This is a genomic window from Enterococcus sp. LJL128 (genome assembly GCF_056924295.1).
In genome coordinates this window covers 137,890-154,120 of sequence record NZ_JBXPBP010000001.1, presented here as the reverse complement: position 1 = coordinate 154,120, position 16,231 = coordinate 137,890, and the positions used below count along the sequence as shown (strand labels likewise).

The following is a 16,231-nucleotide window of genomic DNA, read 5'->3' as shown; positions in this document are numbered from 1 at the left end:
GGAATTGGCCAAATGTTAATTTCCGGAGTGATTATGAAGATAAAGCAGGTGAACATTAATATGAGGAAAATTGATCGCCACAAAATTATTAAAAAAATAATTGTTGAAAATGAGATTGAAACACAGGACGAGCTGTTGGATTGTCTTAAAAGCAAGGGCTTTACCTTTACTCAGGCGACTATTTCAAGAGATATGAAGGAATTGAATATTGTAAAATCCTATACAAAGGATGGAAAGAAGAAGTTAACCCTTTTAGCTGTTGAAAAAGGCGATTCAGAATTGGATCAAAAGCTTAAAAAGAGCATGAAGGATTATACAAAATCAATTGAAAAAGTAAAATTTATTGTGATTATTCGCACATATCCAAATGGTGCTGATATTATCGCCAATTATATGGATGAGATAAAATTTTCAGAGGTTGTTGCTACCGTTGCGGGCTACGATACCCTAATTGTCGTTACTCGCTCAGATGAAGATTCTGATACTTTTTGCTCTAAATTGAATAAGTATCTTAATAAGTAACAGGATAATAATAAGTATAAACATAAAAAAGAGCTTGATTTGTAGTGTTTCCGAACGTTGGATGTGTTTCTAATTTTGGGGAATAGTATGTTTCAAGGCTCTTTTTTGTTATGAGAAAGTGCGGGGAGGTACTGCTGCAAATATGGGTACTTTTGAGCTTAGCCAATTAAAATTCGCTTCTTTGTTTATACACATGATTCAGAGGTTTTTAACTAGCAATGGTTGTGAGCACTCAGGTCAGGAGTGTATCTTTGTCGTTTTTCAATAAAAATTGAAGGGGTACTAGCCAGTGGCAAGAATATTCAGAGTTCTGTAAGTCTCCAGTAAGTGTTTAGCAAGGTTTGCTTGATAGACTTTAAGTAGAGGATAAGAAAGAAATCCCATGTCAAAGTCAGAGCTATGTAGAACTATAATAGAGGGATTATAAAAAAATGTTGCATCTGGCTAAGAACTGAAAAATTGTTTCTATATAAATAGGAGGAATCATTATGGCTAAGAAAATCAAAAAAATCCTGCTGGCTATCCCAATTTTAATTGCCGCAGCAGTAGCACTACTGGCAATTTATGTATTCTGGATTCAACCAGTAACTACAAGAACTGCAGGCACAGATATTGATATTGCCAGAAGAGTTGAAGCAAATCAGCAGAATGTAGAAAAACTGACCAAGCTTCCTAGATACGATGAAACTGCTGCTGAACCTGTTCAGCTTGACTTTCGCTCAAAGGACCTATCAGAGCTTAATCTAGAAGGAAAGCTACTTGAACTGGAGCATGGGATGTTTTCTAATGAAACTATCTGGCCGACTGTCTTGCCTCAGGAGTATAATCCAGATATTGTATTTGAAAATGGAAAAAATCCTGGATTGAGTATTCGAGCTCTTCATGAAGCAGGAATTACAGGTGCAGGTGTGTCAATAGGAATCATCGACCAGACATTGTATACAGAGCATAGTGAGTATAAAAGCAAGTTAAAACATTATGAAGAAATTCATGCACTGTCAAAAATACCTGAAATGCATGGCGCTGCAGTTGCTTCATTAGCAGTGGGAGAAACGACAGGAGTATCGCCAAGTTCAGACCTGTACTTTATTGCTTCTGCATTATCAGATAATCTTGGAACTATGTTATGGGCGCGGGGGCAAGATTCGAAGGGAATCGATTACTCTAGAGGAATTACTTATCGCTATTACGCTGAAGCTATCCAGCGATTTCTTGAACTGAATGAAACTCTTTCTGAGAAAGAAAAAATACGTGTAATTTCTATTTCTCGCGGTTTTAATAAACTAGATGATGGGTACAAAGAGTTTCACGCTGCGGTAAAGAAAGCCAAGGATAAAGGAATCTTTGTAGTGACGGCAACACTTCTAAATGATTATGACGTAGGACTGGCTGGGTTAGGAAAAACAGCAATGGGCGATCCTGATGAGCTTGCTAGCTACTCTGTTGGTTCGTGGATGAAAGAAGACGCGGAAGACTATCAAAACTATCTCTTTGTTCCCATGGATGGACGAACTTATGCAGGAACTAATGGGGCGGTTAACTATCAGTACGATCCTGTTGGGGGCTTGAGCTGGACGATTCCTTATCTAGCTGGTGTATATGCGTTAGCCTGTCAGGTTAATCCAGCTATAACGCCGGAATTGTTTTTAGAGACAGCAGTAGAAACCGCTGATTCACTGATAGTTGATAATAATGGAGCATCTTTTCAAATAAAATATCTGCTCAATCCCACCAAGCTGATTGAAAAGCTGAAAGTACAGGATACAATCAGCAGATAGCTCAATTCAATGAGGCTTTACTGGCTGATAAGGATAAATAGTGCGTCACAAGCTGTAGCCTAAAAATCAAGCAGGTATTAATCAAAAGCCATGCATAGCAGCCTGTACTTTTCAATACATGAAAACTTGTAAGGACATTGCAATAGGAGTTTCAAGGGATGAGGCAAACTGATGCCTCATCTCTATTGCTTCTGCATACAGTACTTGAAAAAGAGAATAACGTCTTATTTGATTATTTAGTATAGTTGTTAAGCCTAACTTAGTAATTTTTTGCAGATTAAATAACTAAAATTAAAAAGTATTACAAGCAGTTTCTGCGTTTTTTTATTATTTCTTAAGTAAAACGCATTCATTTTTAAATTTGAAGCAATTGTGTTGACTTCGACTGCTATCTGCGTTAATATCAAACAGCATTAGTTACTAACAGTGTTAGCAATTGATAAATGAAGTAATTATTTTGGAAAGGGAGGAGACCTATGACATTCGCAGAAGAAGCCGAACAAGAGCTTGTTCGTTTGATGCTTCAAAATCGTGATGGTGCATTCAGTAAAATAGAAAAGAGTAATAAGGGTGAAAACATTGTGATCAAATTACTTGACCGTATTGGCGAGCCAACCAGTCCGAAGTTTATTGCTGAATCGCTGAATCTGTCTAGTGCTCGTATTGCAGTTGTCTTGGGCAGCTTAGAAAAGAAGAAACTGATTGTTCGGACGATGGATCCAGAAGACCGCCGTCGAATCAATGTGACGTTGACAGACTGTGGCAAAAAGGCAGCACATGCAGAGAAAAAAGAGATGCGCGATAAAATCATTAAAATATTTTTACAAATGGGAGAAGAAGATACGAAAAAGTTCATTGAGCTGACTGCAAAATTTGTCGAATACTCCCGAAAATTATCTCTGGAAGAGGAAGGTGACCAATAGTGAAGATTTTTAAGCATCTTACAAAATACTGGTATGCCGTCATCGCAGTCGTTGCGCTTTTAGTCGTACAGGCTTATAGTGATTTGAGCTTACCAAACCTAACATCAGAAATTGTTGATGTCGGTATTCAGCAAGGAGGGCTTGAATATTCTACCCCTGAAAAAATTAGAAAAACAACGCTTCAGGGAATCGAGATGTTCATGACCGAAGATGAAAAACAAACAATTGAAGACAACTATACGCTGACAAAGCAAAAAATTGACGGCAAAGAAGTCGAAGTCTACAAATTAAAGCTTCAAGATGGCATGACGAAAGAAAAGCTGGGCAATATTTTTAATCTGCCGATGATGATGCTTGCTTCAACACAAGCGAAGGACTCTTCAGAGGCTGCTGGAGCGAAATCAGTCATTGAAGCGTACACCGCAATCTCCGAGGATGCTGCCAAGGCAAAGACACTTGGTGAAGAGGCGGCTAGTTTAGGTGAACAAGCAAAGGCATCAGGAGAAGCAGCTGCGGCTGCAACAGATCCGGCGACTGCGGCTGCAAGTGCGGCTCAAGCACAAAGCTTAGCAGAACAGGCACAAGCAAAAGGAGCAGACGCACAAAGCTTAGCAGATTCAATCAAGACAGCAACAGACGAAATTCCTGCTAAAGTTGAAGCAGCTCGTCAAGAAACAAAGGACAGTCTTGGTGACTTAGGTGCAGATTCAATGAAAACAGTGGGGATTCAATTAACCTTAGCTGAATACAAAGCCTTGGATATGGACACACAACAGATTCAAACTGATTACATGATTAAGACCGGTTCAAAAATGATTGGCTTAACACTTATTTCAGCAGTTGCTGCGATTATTGTTGGTCTGATTGCTTCATTAGTTGCTGCTTCTGTAGGTCGAAATTTGCGTGTCGGTCAGTATGAACGTACACTGCAGTTTTCAAATACTGAAATGGAAAAATTCTCACCAGCCTCATTAATTACACGTAATACCAATGACATTCAGCAAATGCAGATGGGTATTGTAATGATTATGAGAATGGTCTTGTATGCACCAATTCTAGGGATTGGCGGGATTTATGAAGTGTACAAAACTGGAACTGGTATGGGCTGGATCGTCGGCGTCGCCGTCGTGGCTGTTTTAGTTCTGGTGCTGACTTTATTACTGTTTACTATGCCTAAGTTTAAAGCATTGCAGAATTTAGTTGATAGAGTCAACTTGGTCTCCCGTGAAATTATTACTGGACTACCAGTTATTCGTGCCTTTTCTCGTGAAAAATATGAAGAGAAACGGTTTGATGTTGCCAATACTGATTTGATGAAAACACAATTATTTGTTAACCGCTCTATGTCAATCATGATGCCGGTAATGATGCTGATGATGAATGGTATCTCCGTGCTGATTGTTTGGGTCGGCGGACATAATATGGATAATGGGCAGCTTCAGGTTGGTGACATGATGGCCTTTATCACGTATACAATGATGATTGTTATGGCGTTTATGATGCTGTCAATGGTTTCCATTATTCTACCTCGTGCCAATGTTGCCGCTGGCCGTGTGGAAGAAGTGCTTGAAACAGTTCCAACCATTAAAGATCCGGAAAAACCAAAAGATGATCATGACTTTAAAGGAGAAGTGAAATTTGAAGGCGTTCAGTTCCGTTACGGCGACGCTGATGAAGACGTTCTTCACCATATTAACTTTACGGCTAAGCCTGGTCAGACAACGGCCTTAATTGGCTCAACTGGTTCCGGTAAATCGACAATTGTTAATCTGATTCCACGTCTTTTTGATGTGACAGGCGGACGAATTACCATTGATGGTATTGATATTCGTGAGCTGAGCCTGCATAAGCTGCATGAAATTATGGGCTTTGTTCCCCAAAAAGGCATTCTGTTCTCAGGAGATATCGCCTCCAATATTAAATTCGGTGATGCTGACATTTCAGATGATCAGATGAGAAAAGCTGCTAAAATTGCACAGGCAGAAGAGTTTATTGACTCTAATGAAAAAGGCTACACGCGGGAAATTTCTCAGGGTGGAACGAATGTTTCCGGAGGACAAAAGCAACGTCTTTCAATTGCTCGTGCTTTAGCCAAAAATCCTAAGATCCTGATTTTTGATGATTCATTCTCTGCACTTGATAATAAAACAGATGTGGCATTGCGTAAGGCCTTGTCTGAAAACATTAAAGATGCGACACAAATCATTGTTGCCCAAAAGATTTCTACTATTCTTCATGCAGATAATATTATTGTGCTTGATGAAGGACGGGTTATGGATCAGGGAACGCATGATGAATTAATGAAGAAATCGAAAGTCTATCAGGAAATTGCCCAGTCACAATTAAGCAATGCTGAATTAGGCATCGAAGAAGCTGAGTAAGGAGGAGCAAGAATAATGGCAGAAGAAAAACAAAACCGCCCTCGTCGCGGCGGCGGTCCTGGACAGATTGCTCCAGTAGAAAAAGCAAAGGATTTCAAAGGAACAATAAAGAAACTGGTTTCCTATATTGGTGCCTATAAAATTCCTGTATTCTTTGTAATCATTTTTGCAATCGCCTCAACTGTTTTTAATATCTGGGGTCCAAAAATTTTATCAAAGGCCATCACTGAGCTGTTCAATGGTCTCATTAAGAAATATCAAGGTACTGGCGGTATTGACTTTGAAAAAATCGGCGGTATCCTGATCTTTATGTTAGGTCTTTACCTCGTTGCAGCCCTTTTTGGAATTATTCAAGGATGGATCATGTCAACGATTTCGCAAAAAATTACGTACCGCATGCGTAAAGAAATTTCTGAAAAAATCGATCGTATGCCAATGAACTACTTTGAAAGCCGGACTACCGGTGAAGTATTGTCGCGGATTACGAATGACGTAGATACACTTGGTCAGTCACTGAACCAGTCAATCACGCAGTTGATTACCTCAACCTTTACTATTATCGGGGTTATCGTAATGATGCTGTCGATTTCTGTGCAGATGACAGGAATTTCTATTCTGATTGTACCTATCTCCTTTATCCTGATTATGATTGTTGTGAAAAATTCTCAAAAATACTTTAAGACACAACAGGAATATCTTGGTGTTATCAACGGGAAAGTAGAAGAAACAATCGGCGGCTACAACATTGTACGTTTGTTTAACGATGAAGAAAATTCTTTGAATGAGTTCAAGGAACAAAACGATGTACTGTTTAAATCAGCGTGGAAATCTCAGTTTCTTTCTGGGTTAATGCAGCCGATTATGAACTTCGTCGGTAACTTGGGTTATGTAGCAGTTGCTATTTTTGGCGGAATTATGGCTTATAACGGCTCGATTACAGTAGGGGACATTCAGGCCTTTATCCAATACGTACGTAACCTGACACAGCCAATTGCTCAGCTGGCACAGGTCTCTAATATGCTGCAGTCAATGGCGGCAGCGGCAGAGCGTGTTTTCGAATTCCTTGGTGAGGATGAAGAAGCGCAGTTTGCTGAAAACCCTGTTAAGCTTGAGAAAGCCAAGGGTATGGTTGACTTTGAACATGTTCATTTTGGTTATACTGATGATAAAATCATCATTCATGATTTTACTTCTCATGTGAAACCGGGACAAACTGTTGCGATTGTTGGGCCAACAGGAGCAGGTAAGACAACTATGGTTAAGCTGCTGATGCGCTTTTACGATGTAAACTCCGGAGCGATTAAGATTGATGGTTACAATATTAAGGACTTCAATCGGGCTGACTTACGGAAAAATATCGGGATGGTGTTGCAGGATACTTGGTTATTTAAAGGAACCATTATGGAAAATCTTCGCTATGGTCGCTTAGACGCAACGGATGAAGAAGTGTATGCTGCAGCAAGAGCTGCCCATGTTCATCACTTTATTCAAACATTGCCTGGCGGTTATAATATGGAATTGAATGAAGAATCTTCCAATATTTCTCAAGGGCAAAAGCAGCTGCTGACGATTGCCCGGGCAATTTTAGCTGATAAGCCGATTCTGATTCTTGATGAAGCGACCTCCTCTGTTGATACTCGGACAGAAGGGCTGATTCAAGAAGCGATGAATAACTTGATGGCTGGTCGGACCTCCTTTGTTATTGCCCATCGTCTCTCAACAATTAAAGATGCTGATAAAATTCTTTACATGCAGGATGGGGATATTAAAGAACAAGGAACACATGATGAGCTATTAGCCGAAGGCGGCTACTACGCATCACTTTATAACTCACAGTTTGAAGAATTAGCTGAATAAATATAATGGATTCATTATTTGAGGAGGTTGTGACAGAAGTGTTCAGCTTCAAGCAATAAGGCGGAAATTCCGGAAACTGTTCTACAAATTTTTGCGAATTTCCGCCTTATTGTCGAAGAAGTTACTTCTGAAACACCGTTTATCCGGGTTTAAGGGACTGAGGCATACTAATGTCACAGCCCCTTTTTTTATGTACATTATTTATTAATTAAAATGATAATGATTATTTTTTCAAAAAAATATCATAAAATTACAATTTTTGGAATTTATTTCATGTAATAAGTGTGGTACGCTTATCTTAGATAAAAGAAAGGATTGATAAAATGAATATGAAAAAAGTGTTTTTCAGTAGTGCGGCAGCAGTTGCATTATTTACGGTTGGGCTTGGAGTAGCTGGTACAGCAAATGAGACGTATGTTTCTATTCCAAATGAGGATGTAAAGAACAGTGTATTGTCTGTTTTAGAAGCAGGAGATCCCGAAGGCAATGAAATAATTACTCAAGAAGAGGTGTACAATTTTTCTAATTATCACTATTTACCTAAACGACTACTAGAAACGTCGGATGTTTTTGATTCTTTTAGCATTGATGTCAATGAAGTCAAACCAAAAAGCTCAAGCTTAGAAGGAATTGAGTATATTTCAGCTGAAAGTCTTCAAATTAATGCTCCTCTAATTGATGTAACTCCCTTAAAAGAAATGCAAGGCGTGAAGTCTTTATCTTTAGAGGATCAATTTGCTGATTTAGGCTATACTCATGGGATTAAAGACTTGAATGTATTAAAGGGTTGGACAGAATTGAAAGACTTATATTACGTCAGCGGAAATATGAATGGCATAGAGGATGTGAAAGAGAAGCTTCCATTGCTTGATATATCAGCATTAGATGAAATTGCTTCATTGGAATCAGTAGGCATCGAAACAGCCGGAAGCTTGCCAACCATCTATCTAAGTGAAGAGAATAATGACTATGAAACCACACTGCCTATTATACTTTCCCATCACTTTGATGGAGAAGAATGGAGCGGATATTCAAATAACCCATCTTTTGACCAAAATTCTGAAATGACGAAGAAATCAGATCGGATGAAATGGGAGAATATTGAGCCAGGCACAGAATATTTGGATATTTGGATTCAAATTCAGCCTCGTGGACACTATTATATTGCCGATTTAAGAATTCCAATTATTTGGGAGTAAAGCTGAAGTCGTGAGAAAAGTGTCAAGCTTAAAGATACAAGTTAGTTAATCTAGGTTTAATGCTTTGTGTTCAATAAGTGCTCTGGGACCTCCAAGTAAAAGGAACACAGCGGTAAAGTCTTGACGCAACTGGCTTATGAGAAAACTAGGATCTTTATCAAAGGCAGTTAAGCTTTATTTGTATAAAATAAGATTATTTTAAATAGCAGCAGGGATTTTGATTGTGCTTAATCAAAATCCCTGCTGCTATTTTCTCTAAAAAAGAAAACCAGTATTTGATGACCATTTTGTCAGGAACAGGCAAGATTTCTGCAAGAGTTTGGTAAGAATTAACTGATAAGCTTTAATTAGCCTAAAAGCTGATATAAATCTGTATATGGTATCAGCGGTGGCTGAGGCTTTAGTAAAATCATTTTTTCACTTCTTTTCAGCTTGCTTTGTTTTTACTAGTAAAAGAGGTGAGTATGGGAACAGGAGCGGTTAGAGAATGAAAGTCAGTTTTTTTGATGTAGATCATGTAAAAATTTCAATAACGAAATTAAATACTTATTTGCAGCGGCAGTACCCGAAAACAAGTGAGAATCAAGGCAAATATTCAAATCTTTTTGAAGAAAATGAAATCATGGAAACAGATCAGGAAAAGCTTGATTTCCTTAAGACAGCTGGCTATCCAATTGAAAATATAATTATGCAAATTGGTTCTGCTTCAAGGGATAAAATCATGACTCGCATCTTCTTAATTTTATCCAAATTAGATTTGATTTATTTATTAAGGGAGGATATTTGAGATGACAATTAAAATCGCGATGTTTTCAAAAGCGGACACTGTGCAGGGGCAAGGGGTCGGGAGTGCCTATGAAGATTTAATTCAAATGTGGAAAAAGCTATTTTCCGATGACTTTGATATACATATTAATAAATATTCCAAATCAGATATCTCTCATTATCATACAATTAATCCGCTGTTTTTTCTGGCGACCTTTCAAAAAAAGAAACGAGGTGTTCAGGTTGGGCATGTTCATTTTATTCCTGAAACCCTGGAGGGGAGCTTAAAATTGGTCTGGCCGTTAAAAGTATTGTTTGTACGCTATCTTCTGTGGTTCTATCGCAGAATGGATATTTTAGTCGTAGTCAATCCTGAGTTTATTCAAAAGCTGGAGGTACTGGGATTTAACGGGGATTCAATTAAATACATCCCTAATTTTGTTAATTCAAAAGCGTTTTACAAAATAGTAGACATAGAAGAACGTACAAAAATAAAAGCAGAGCTAGGCTTTACCGCAAAGGATTTCATCATACTTGGTGCGGGACAAATTCAATCCAGAAAAGGAATGGCTGACTTTATAAAGCTTGCTGAGGAAAATCCGACTCTTCAATTTGTTTGGGCCGGCGGCTTTTCTTTTGGAAGAATGACGGATGGGTATGGTGTCTACAAACAAATTGTAGAAAAACCACCTGTTAATTTATACTTCCCAGGCATTGTTCCTCGTACTGAAATGAACAGTTATTATAATAGCGCAGATCTTTTTTTACTGCCGTCTTATGCAGAATTATTTCCAATGAGTATTTTAGAAGCCTTCAACTGTGGGGTTCCTGTGATGTTAAGAGATTTGGAGCTGTATGCAGGGATTCTCGAGGGCTTCTACATGAAGGCTGCAGATTTTGATGATATGAATCGGCAATTAAAGGATCGAGTAGGCTTAACCGAAAAAATTCAGATTTATCAGGAGAAATCAATAGAGGCTTCAAAAAAATATTCAGAAGTAAATATCGTCAAAGAATGGATGGCATTTTACAAGTATCTGGTTCGTTAAAATAACTCTATTTTTAAATAATGATAATCATTCTTACTGCGATCTTTTTGTGCTATACTTAGCAAAAGGACTGTTAGAAATGCATTATTTCTTAGTTGCTGTTTGTTAGCTGAACAGCAATGTTTCGCATACGAAGCTTTCTGTAGAAAACAGTCAGAGTCTCAACAGTTGCGATAAGCAGAGAGGATACGAAGAAATAAAATGAAAAAATATCTATTTATTGGGCTGGGAGCTATTTCTTTCGCCTTAGGCACACTGGGGATTTTTCTACCTTTTTTACCAACAACTGTTTTTTATCTTTTGACAGGTTTTTTATGGCTGAGGAGCTCGGAAAAGCTTTACAGCAAATTTATTCAGTCAGAGAAATACCGGAGATATGTGAAAGACCCGATTCTTGATAAGAATATCTCTACACCAAATATGATAAAAATGTTTTTAGTTATTTTTATTGTCTTTTTAATTCCTTGTCTTTTAGTTGATAATCTAATCATGCGAATGACAATGGCAGCAATTTATGTTATCCATGTGATTGGATTGAGCTGGTATCTAAAGGGAAAGAAACAGCGGCTGAATAGTTCTATTGAGATTGGTGATATTAATGATCGATAAACGTCTGTTTTGTTATACAGGATGAGCCAATCAGTAATTTGGATTACGTGAACAAACAGGCAATTTTGAGAACACTGCAGGCTGGAATGAAGAATAAAACCGTGTTGCTGGTTTTACATCGTGCAACAACCTTGGCCGTTGCCAACCAACAATATGAGCTGAAGCAGGGCCGGTTGAATCTGATTGAGGAAGAGCTTGGAGCAGAAGGTGTCAGCTTCAAGCAATAAAACCAAACTTATGGAAATTGCTTTGTAATGATGTTATGGTGCTGATGTATAGAACAAAAGAGGCAGGTAATAGTAGGTGGAAATAATGTCTAAACGAATGAAAGCTGAAATAAACTATTCTTAGTTATTACTTATTCAGTAATAAAAGTGTGCGCTTGTCCATTCGACAGGCGCACACTTCTTTATTTTTTTAGTACTGTTCGTTTCAAGTAAACCGTTTGTAGTAATACAGCACTGATTAACGTTCCTAAAATAATCGGCACAATGCTATGAATAACTGTACTGATTATGGCCAAAGCTAATAGGATAAGGAAAATAAGCCCTAAAAGCTTCATAAAAGAAACTGTCATTTTCTTTAGATAGTTTTCAGCAATGTAATGTGTTACTAAAATGACTAGCATATATAGAAAATAATTCATAGCTTTTACTCCTTACACAGTAGGCTATTGCTCTTCAACAGCGCGCTCTTCAGCAGCCGTTTCCTGCTCCACCTGCATTTTTTCAAACGCTTTGAAAAACGGATAGTAAATTAAAAGGGAGACGATGAAGCAGACAAACACCATGACACAGGCGACCCAGTTCCAGTTGGAGGTGATTAATGCTCCGAGAGGGGCTGGGATTGAGAAAGGCGGCTTGACCATCATTTTTGGCATCCAGCCTAAAACGGTAACGATATAAACAAGAATCGTATTTGCAATCGGCACTAAGATAAAAGGAATCGCAAGCAGTGGATTCATTACAATTGGCGCACCGAAAATCACAGGCTCATTGATATTAAATATTCCCGGCAGGATAGACAGTCTTCCCAGCTGTTTTAAATATTTAGAGCGTGAGAAGAGGAATAAAACAACCAAGGCTAGCGTAGCGCCGGTACCACCCATTTGTGCATACCACTGATAAAACTGCTCGGTAAAAATGTTTGGCAAATGGAAAGCATCAGTACCATTTTGAAATAGCTCGGCATTTTCAATGATTGCTTGATCCCAGAATGGGCGAATGACTGGACCTAAAACTGCGTGACCGTGAATTCCCAATGCCCAGAAAAGACAAATCATAAATTGAGTAATAATTCCGCCGAATAAATTGTTTCCTGTTAAAAAGCCTTTCAGCGGTGAAATGGCTAAGCTTAGCAGCTCATTTAAATTGAAATTAAAGAAGTGTCTTGGAATCCAAAATAATAAAATAACTACTAGGGTTGGTAAAAGTGCCGCAAAGGATTCTCCAACAACTGGCGGTACGCCTGCCGGCATTTTGATTTCCAGATTTTTTTCTTTTGTAAACCGGTAGATTTCTACTGAAATAAGTGCTGCTACAATTGCACCAAAGAGTCCTTGAGAGCCCAAAGGCGTGATAGGGATGTACCTGCCGGCGGTTACAGCATTTCCAACTGTATCGACCCCTTCTTGAAGATTTATCGGGACAACCATCAGTAAAGTTGCCAACATCGATAGAAAGCCGCTGGTGATTTTATCCAGCTTGTAAGTGCTGCCTAGAAATGCACCGATTGTAAACGAGGCATATAGAGACATCAGCCCCACGGTAAAGCGGAAAGGAACGTCCAGAGCCTGCAGATACGGAGCAATCATGTCCGAGTAGCCCTCAATTGGCAGATTCAGTAATATTGTAAAGAATGAGCCGACGATTGTTAATGGAAGAATTGAAATCAGTCCATTTCGAATCGCCTGCAGATGACGCTGATTGCCAATCGCGTTCGCAATTGGCAGCAGCCTTGTTGCAAGATTATCAAACATTTTCATCATTAGAAATCACTCCTTTTCTAATCAAACCCATGTTGTTCAGTCACTTGTTTAAACCAATAGCCGGATTTTTTACAGTTTTTCTCTCCGGTTTCTAAATCCAAACGGTAAAATCCATAGCGGTTTTTATAAGCATTTCCCCAAGACCAGCAGTCAGCAAAGGTCCACATATGATAGCCTAAACAGTTGGCACCTTCTGCCATTGCCTGATGGAGGTAGGTCAGGTGTTCCTTTAAAAAATTGATCCGGTAATCATCCTGAACAACACCATCCTCAATAAAAGCTTCTTCATCCTGAATGCCAATACCATTTTCTGAAACAAACCAGTCGATATTCCCGTATTCATTTTGAATTTTTTTTGCAATATCATAGATTCCCTTTGGATAAATCTCAATCCCGCGGGAGGTATTCATACGGCGTCCCGGCATTTCATAGTTATCAAAAAACCACTCAGGAGAAAAAACACCATCGGGATTCGGTAGACTTTCTCTGGCTTTGACTCTTCTCGGCCGATAATAATTAATTCCCAGCAAGTCAATAGTTGTTGCTGCAATCAGTGAAAGATCTTCCTTGGTAACATTCGGCAGCTGATCATAAGCGGTTAATACTTCTTTTAGCTTTTCCGGATACTTCCCTTTTAAAATAGCATCATTAATACTCTTGGTATAAAAAAGGTCTGCCATTTCCGCTGCCAGTAAATCAGCAGGATTCTGACTGCGTGGGTAAACAGGAATCACATCCATAATAATACCAATCTTTCCTGTCAAATCCATTTTTCGATACACATTGACTGCTTCGCAATGAGCAAGAACAATATGATGAAGAACGGTAGCTGCTCGCTTAAAGTCAACAATATAGGGATAATGCCGATCATGGAGATAACCAGCTTCAGCCGGAATCATTGGCTCGTTAAAGGTAAACCAGTACTTCACACGGTCGCCAAACAGCTGGAAACAGGTTTCAGCGTAAGCTTTGTAGGCTTCAATTACCAGCCGGTTTTCAAAACCGCCGATTTCCTGAAGCTTCATAGGCATATCGAAATGATAGAGATTGATAAATGGTTCAATTCCCTGCGACAGCATTTCATCAATCATGTGATTGTAAAAGGCAACAGCCTTTGGATTGACTTCTCCTGTACCTTCAGGAAAAAGTCTGGACCATGAGATAGAGGTTCTAAATGAGTTAAAGCCAATGTCTTTCATTTTTTGGATATCTTTCTGATAATCTCTGTAAAAATAAGAGGTATGCTCGGTAGTAACGCCGTCATAGAAACGGAAGTTGAATTCCTTTGAGGCGTAGTCCCAAATGTTTTCGCCCTTACCGTCGTTTGCTTCTCGTCCTTCAGCCTGTGTGGCACTACTGGCTGCTCCCCAGAAAAAAGTGGGGGGAAATTCTATATTCATATAGTTCCTCCTGTATATTGCAGATTTGATGCGCGCCATCTATAATGGAGTATACCACCATAAAATCACAATGTTATACGCTTTCATAGGGTTGTCACATCTATCGTTTTCTTGATATATTTGACAAATCTGTCACAGCCTGTGACCGAAAGGACGGAGATAGAGGGATGTTATTTTTAGATTATATTCCGGAGTTAAATCCTTTAGAATATGAAATTTATCACTACGTTGCTAATAATTTGAAAACAGTTTCCTATATGCGGATTAGAGATTTAGCTGAAGAAACCCATACAAGCACTGCCAGTATCCAGCGTTTTTGTCACAAATTTGAATGCAATGGTTTTTCTGAGTTTAAAGTAAAGCTACAGCTTTATACAGAATCTCTTCATAAGGCAAAGGTAGCTGACGTAGATGAACGGCAGTATATTCATTTTTTGGAACGGGTCAATGAACCTTTTTTGCAGGGAAAGATTGAGCGGGCAGTGGAGTTGTTGTCTGATAAGGGATTAGTTTTGTTTTTAGGTTCAGGTTCTTCTGAAATGATTGCAGGGTACGGTTCGTTATATTTTACTAATTTGTCTCAGACTGCTCTGCGGATTGAAGACCCGTCAAATTATCCCATTGAGTGGTTTCCTGATGATATTTTGCAGAATACTTGTGTGATTGCTTTATCTGTCACTGGAGAAACAAAGGAAATCATTCACTATATTAAGCGGCTAAATACAAAAAAATGTCCGATTATCTCCATTACCAATAGTGATAGCTCAACGATTGGCAGGCTGTCGGATTTAAATATTCCTTATGGGATCAATCGGGAAACTATCTATAAAACAAGTGATAATCATGACAAAACAATTGAGTTGACGTCCCAGCTGCCAGCCTTATTTTTGATAGAAAAAATTGCCAAACGTCTGCGCTTGAAGAAAAATATTTAAAAAGAAAGAACAGGTGACTATCTCCCCAGATTATTCTTTAGCTAAAAGAACTTGAAATAGCATCATGGAATTCCTGCACTTGTTTCAAGCTTTGCGATTTTATCAGGATTTTAGCTTGTTTTACCCTAGTCTAATAAAGAAAGAGATGACCGATTTACCGGTCATCTCTTTCTTCTGTTTCATCATTATAATCATAGTATTGTGTTTGCTGATTGTACAAGTTATCAGAAGGATTCTCAGGATGAGAATAGTAATCGGAGGAGTGATCCGGATACTGTTCGGAATTGGCAAACGAGTCATAGTGCTCACTACTATGACTATTTTCTTCAGTATAATCAGCTGGCTGATTTTGATTTTCATAGGAAGAATCAGTGTAATTATCCTCCTGACCGTAATCATCGCTGTAGTAGTTGTTTTGATAGTCATTTTCAGTTGTCTGATTCGGTTCATAATAGTTTTGCTTCTCTGGATAATCCTGATAGCTGTCTTCTGGATAATTTGTATAATAAGCATCCTGATTAGTATACTCAGGTGTCTGAACTGATTCATAGTCAGCTGGTTCATTATAGGGGTAGCCATAATTTTGTTCGGTAGAAGGAGCTGCTGAAGTTTCACCAAATCGATTGGCAATTTTTGCTCTCAGCTTCGCCTGTTTTTCTTTTCTTCCTCCAGTAAGCGTCAGATAAATAATTAACACAATCATCAGAATGGTTAAAATAATTAATCCGATATACTGGCCAAATGAAATAAACATGATGACCTCTCCAGTCGTTGAATTTTCTTCTAGTGTACCAAATGTTTCTTTTTACGTCACTCTTTTTACAAT

Annotated in this window: 15 protein-coding genes; 11 read left to right on the top strand and 4 right to left on the bottom strand. The window is 38.5% G+C overall.

Features of this window, described 5'->3' with window-relative positions; genetic code table 11:
* The first annotated feature begins 33 nt into the window (after nucleotides 1-33).
* The 10 genes from AC1Z3K_RS00740 (at nucleotide 34) to AC1Z3K_RS00695 (ending at nucleotide 11,310) form a co-directional block, all read left to right on the top strand.
* Nucleotides 34-522: an arginine repressor gene (locus AC1Z3K_RS00740; protein WP_461731503.1), complete on the top strand. Its 489-nt coding sequence runs from the start codon at nucleotides 34-36 to the stop codon at nucleotides 520-522.
* Nucleotides 523-1,010: 488 nt separating this feature from the next.
* The gene (locus AC1Z3K_RS00735; protein ID WP_461731502.1) at nucleotides 1,011-2,300 is read left to right on the top strand and encodes a S8 family serine peptidase; all 1,290 of its coding nucleotides are present in this window, start codon (nucleotides 1,011-1,013) and stop codon (nucleotides 2,298-2,300) included.
* Between the two features lie 476 nt (nucleotides 2,301-2,776).
* Nucleotides 2,777-3,223: a MarR family winged helix-turn-helix transcriptional regulator gene (locus AC1Z3K_RS00730; RefSeq protein WP_426082958.1), complete on the top strand. Its 447-nt coding sequence runs from the start codon at nucleotides 2,777-2,779 to the stop codon at nucleotides 3,221-3,223.
* Nucleotides 3,223-5,604 (top strand): ABC transporter ATP-binding protein, encoded by a 2,382-nt coding sequence (locus tag AC1Z3K_RS00725; RefSeq protein ID WP_426082960.1) that lies wholly within the window; start codon nucleotides 3,223-3,225, stop codon nucleotides 5,602-5,604. The genes AC1Z3K_RS00730 and AC1Z3K_RS00725 overlap by 1 nt, the downstream gene beginning before the upstream one ends.
* A 15-nt stretch (nucleotides 5,605-5,619) precedes the next feature.
* Nucleotides 5,620-7,461 carry an ABC transporter ATP-binding protein gene (locus AC1Z3K_RS00720; protein WP_461731501.1) on the top strand — a complete coding sequence of 614 codons (1,842 nt, stop codon included), beginning with the start codon at nucleotides 5,620-5,622 and terminating at the stop codon, nucleotides 7,459-7,461.
* A gap of 323 nt (nucleotides 7,462-7,784) precedes the next feature.
* On the top strand, nucleotides 7,785-8,660 hold the full coding sequence (locus tag AC1Z3K_RS00715; protein ID WP_461731500.1) for a hypothetical protein: 876 nt from the start codon (nucleotides 7,785-7,787) through the stop codon (nucleotides 8,658-8,660).
* Between the two features lie 487 nt (nucleotides 8,661-9,147).
* Entirely contained in the window at nucleotides 9,148-9,447 is a 300-nt protein-coding gene (locus AC1Z3K_RS00710) for a hypothetical protein (RefSeq protein ID WP_461731499.1), read from the top strand.
* 1 nt (nucleotide 9,448) lies between these two features.
* Nucleotides 9,449-10,474 (top strand): glycosyltransferase family 4 protein, encoded by a 1,026-nt coding sequence (locus tag AC1Z3K_RS00705; RefSeq protein ID WP_461731498.1) that lies wholly within the window; start codon nucleotides 9,449-9,451, stop codon nucleotides 10,472-10,474.
* A 201-nt stretch (nucleotides 10,475-10,675) separates the two neighbouring features.
* On the top strand, nucleotides 10,676-11,083 hold the full coding sequence (locus tag AC1Z3K_RS00700; RefSeq protein WP_426082967.1) for a YbaN family protein: 408 nt from the start codon (nucleotides 10,676-10,678) through the stop codon (nucleotides 11,081-11,083).
* A gap of 86 nt (nucleotides 11,084-11,169) precedes the next feature.
* The gene (locus AC1Z3K_RS00695; RefSeq protein WP_461731497.1) at nucleotides 11,170-11,310 is read left to right on the top strand and encodes a hypothetical protein; all 141 of its coding nucleotides are present in this window, start codon (nucleotides 11,170-11,172) and stop codon (nucleotides 11,308-11,310) included.
* Nucleotides 11,311-11,492: 182 nt separating this feature from the next.
* Here the strand turns inward: AC1Z3K_RS00695 and AC1Z3K_RS00690 are convergent, their stop codons facing one another.
* From AC1Z3K_RS00690 to AC1Z3K_RS00680, 3 genes are read right to left on the bottom strand one after another with little or no spacing between them, the layout of a single operon-like run.
* Nucleotides 11,493-11,729, bottom strand: coding sequence for a hypothetical protein (locus AC1Z3K_RS00690; protein WP_461731496.1), 237 nt, complete (start codon nucleotides 11,727-11,729; stop codon nucleotides 11,493-11,495).
* Nucleotides 11,730-11,753: 24 nt separating this feature from the next.
* Nucleotides 11,754-13,070, bottom strand: a complete 1,317-nt coding sequence (locus AC1Z3K_RS00685; protein WP_461731495.1) for a PTS sugar transporter subunit IIC — start codon at nucleotides 13,068-13,070, stop codon at nucleotides 11,754-11,756.
* A 17-nt stretch (nucleotides 13,071-13,087) separates the two neighbouring features.
* On the bottom strand, nucleotides 13,088-14,470 hold the full coding sequence (locus AC1Z3K_RS00680; RefSeq protein WP_426082975.1) for a glycoside hydrolase family 1 protein: 1,383 nt from the start codon (nucleotides 14,468-14,470) through the stop codon (nucleotides 13,088-13,090).
* Nucleotides 14,471-14,637: 167 nt separating this feature from the next.
* On the opposite strand from AC1Z3K_RS00680, the gene AC1Z3K_RS00675 reads away from it, so the two are divergent.
* Nucleotides 14,638-15,405: a MurR/RpiR family transcriptional regulator gene (locus tag AC1Z3K_RS00675; RefSeq protein ID WP_426082977.1), complete on the top strand. Its 768-nt coding sequence runs from the start codon at nucleotides 14,638-14,640 to the stop codon at nucleotides 15,403-15,405.
* A 154-nt stretch (nucleotides 15,406-15,559) separates the two neighbouring features.
* Here AC1Z3K_RS00675 and AC1Z3K_RS00670 read toward each other — a convergent pair whose 3' ends face one another.
* On the bottom strand, nucleotides 15,560-16,159 hold the full coding sequence (locus AC1Z3K_RS00670) for a hypothetical protein (RefSeq protein WP_461731494.1): 600 nt from the start codon (nucleotides 16,157-16,159) through the stop codon (nucleotides 15,560-15,562).
* Nucleotides 16,160-16,231 lie beyond the last annotated feature (72 nt).

Excerpts from the sequence above, each read along its gene's own strand:
- AC1Z3K_RS00710 (WP_461731499.1), top strand. The coding sequence starts at position 9,148 with ATGAAAGTCAGTTTTTTTGATGTAGATCATGTAAAAATTTCAATAACG.
- AC1Z3K_RS00675 (WP_426082977.1), top strand. The coding sequence starts at position 14,638 with ATGTTATTTTTAGATTATATTCCGGAGTTAAATCCTTTAGAATATGAA.
- AC1Z3K_RS00670 (WP_461731494.1), bottom strand. The coding sequence starts at position 16,159 with ATGTTTATTTCATTTGGCCAGTATATCGGATTAATTATTTTAACCATT.
- AC1Z3K_RS00705 (WP_461731498.1), top strand. The coding sequence starts at position 9,449 with ATGACAATTAAAATCGCGATGTTTTCAAAAGCGGACACTGTGCAGGGG.
- AC1Z3K_RS00700 (WP_426082967.1), top strand. The coding sequence starts at position 10,676 with ATGAAAAAATATCTATTTATTGGGCTGGGAGCTATTTCTTTCGCCTTA.
- AC1Z3K_RS00680 (WP_426082975.1), bottom strand. The coding sequence starts at position 14,470 with ATGAATATAGAATTTCCCCCCACTTTTTTCTGGGGAGCAGCCAGTAGT.
- AC1Z3K_RS00695 (WP_461731497.1), top strand. The coding sequence starts at position 11,170 with ATGAAGAATAAAACCGTGTTGCTGGTTTTACATCGTGCAACAACCTTG.
- AC1Z3K_RS00740 (WP_461731503.1), top strand. The coding sequence starts at position 34 with ATGAAGATAAAGCAGGTGAACATTAATATGAGGAAAATTGATCGCCAC.
- AC1Z3K_RS00735 (WP_461731502.1), top strand. The coding sequence starts at position 1,011 with ATGGCTAAGAAAATCAAAAAAATCCTGCTGGCTATCCCAATTTTAATT.
- AC1Z3K_RS00685 (WP_461731495.1), bottom strand. The coding sequence starts at position 13,070 with ATGATGAAAATGTTTGATAATCTTGCAACAAGGCTGCTGCCAATTGCG.
- AC1Z3K_RS00690 (WP_461731496.1), bottom strand. The coding sequence starts at position 11,729 with ATGAATTATTTTCTATATATGCTAGTCATTTTAGTAACACATTACATT.
- AC1Z3K_RS00715 (WP_461731500.1), top strand. The coding sequence starts at position 7,785 with ATGAATATGAAAAAAGTGTTTTTCAGTAGTGCGGCAGCAGTTGCATTA.
- AC1Z3K_RS00720 (WP_461731501.1), top strand. The coding sequence starts at position 5,620 with ATGGCAGAAGAAAAACAAAACCGCCCTCGTCGCGGCGGCGGTCCTGGA.
- AC1Z3K_RS00730 (WP_426082958.1), top strand. The coding sequence starts at position 2,777 with ATGACATTCGCAGAAGAAGCCGAACAAGAGCTTGTTCGTTTGATGCTT.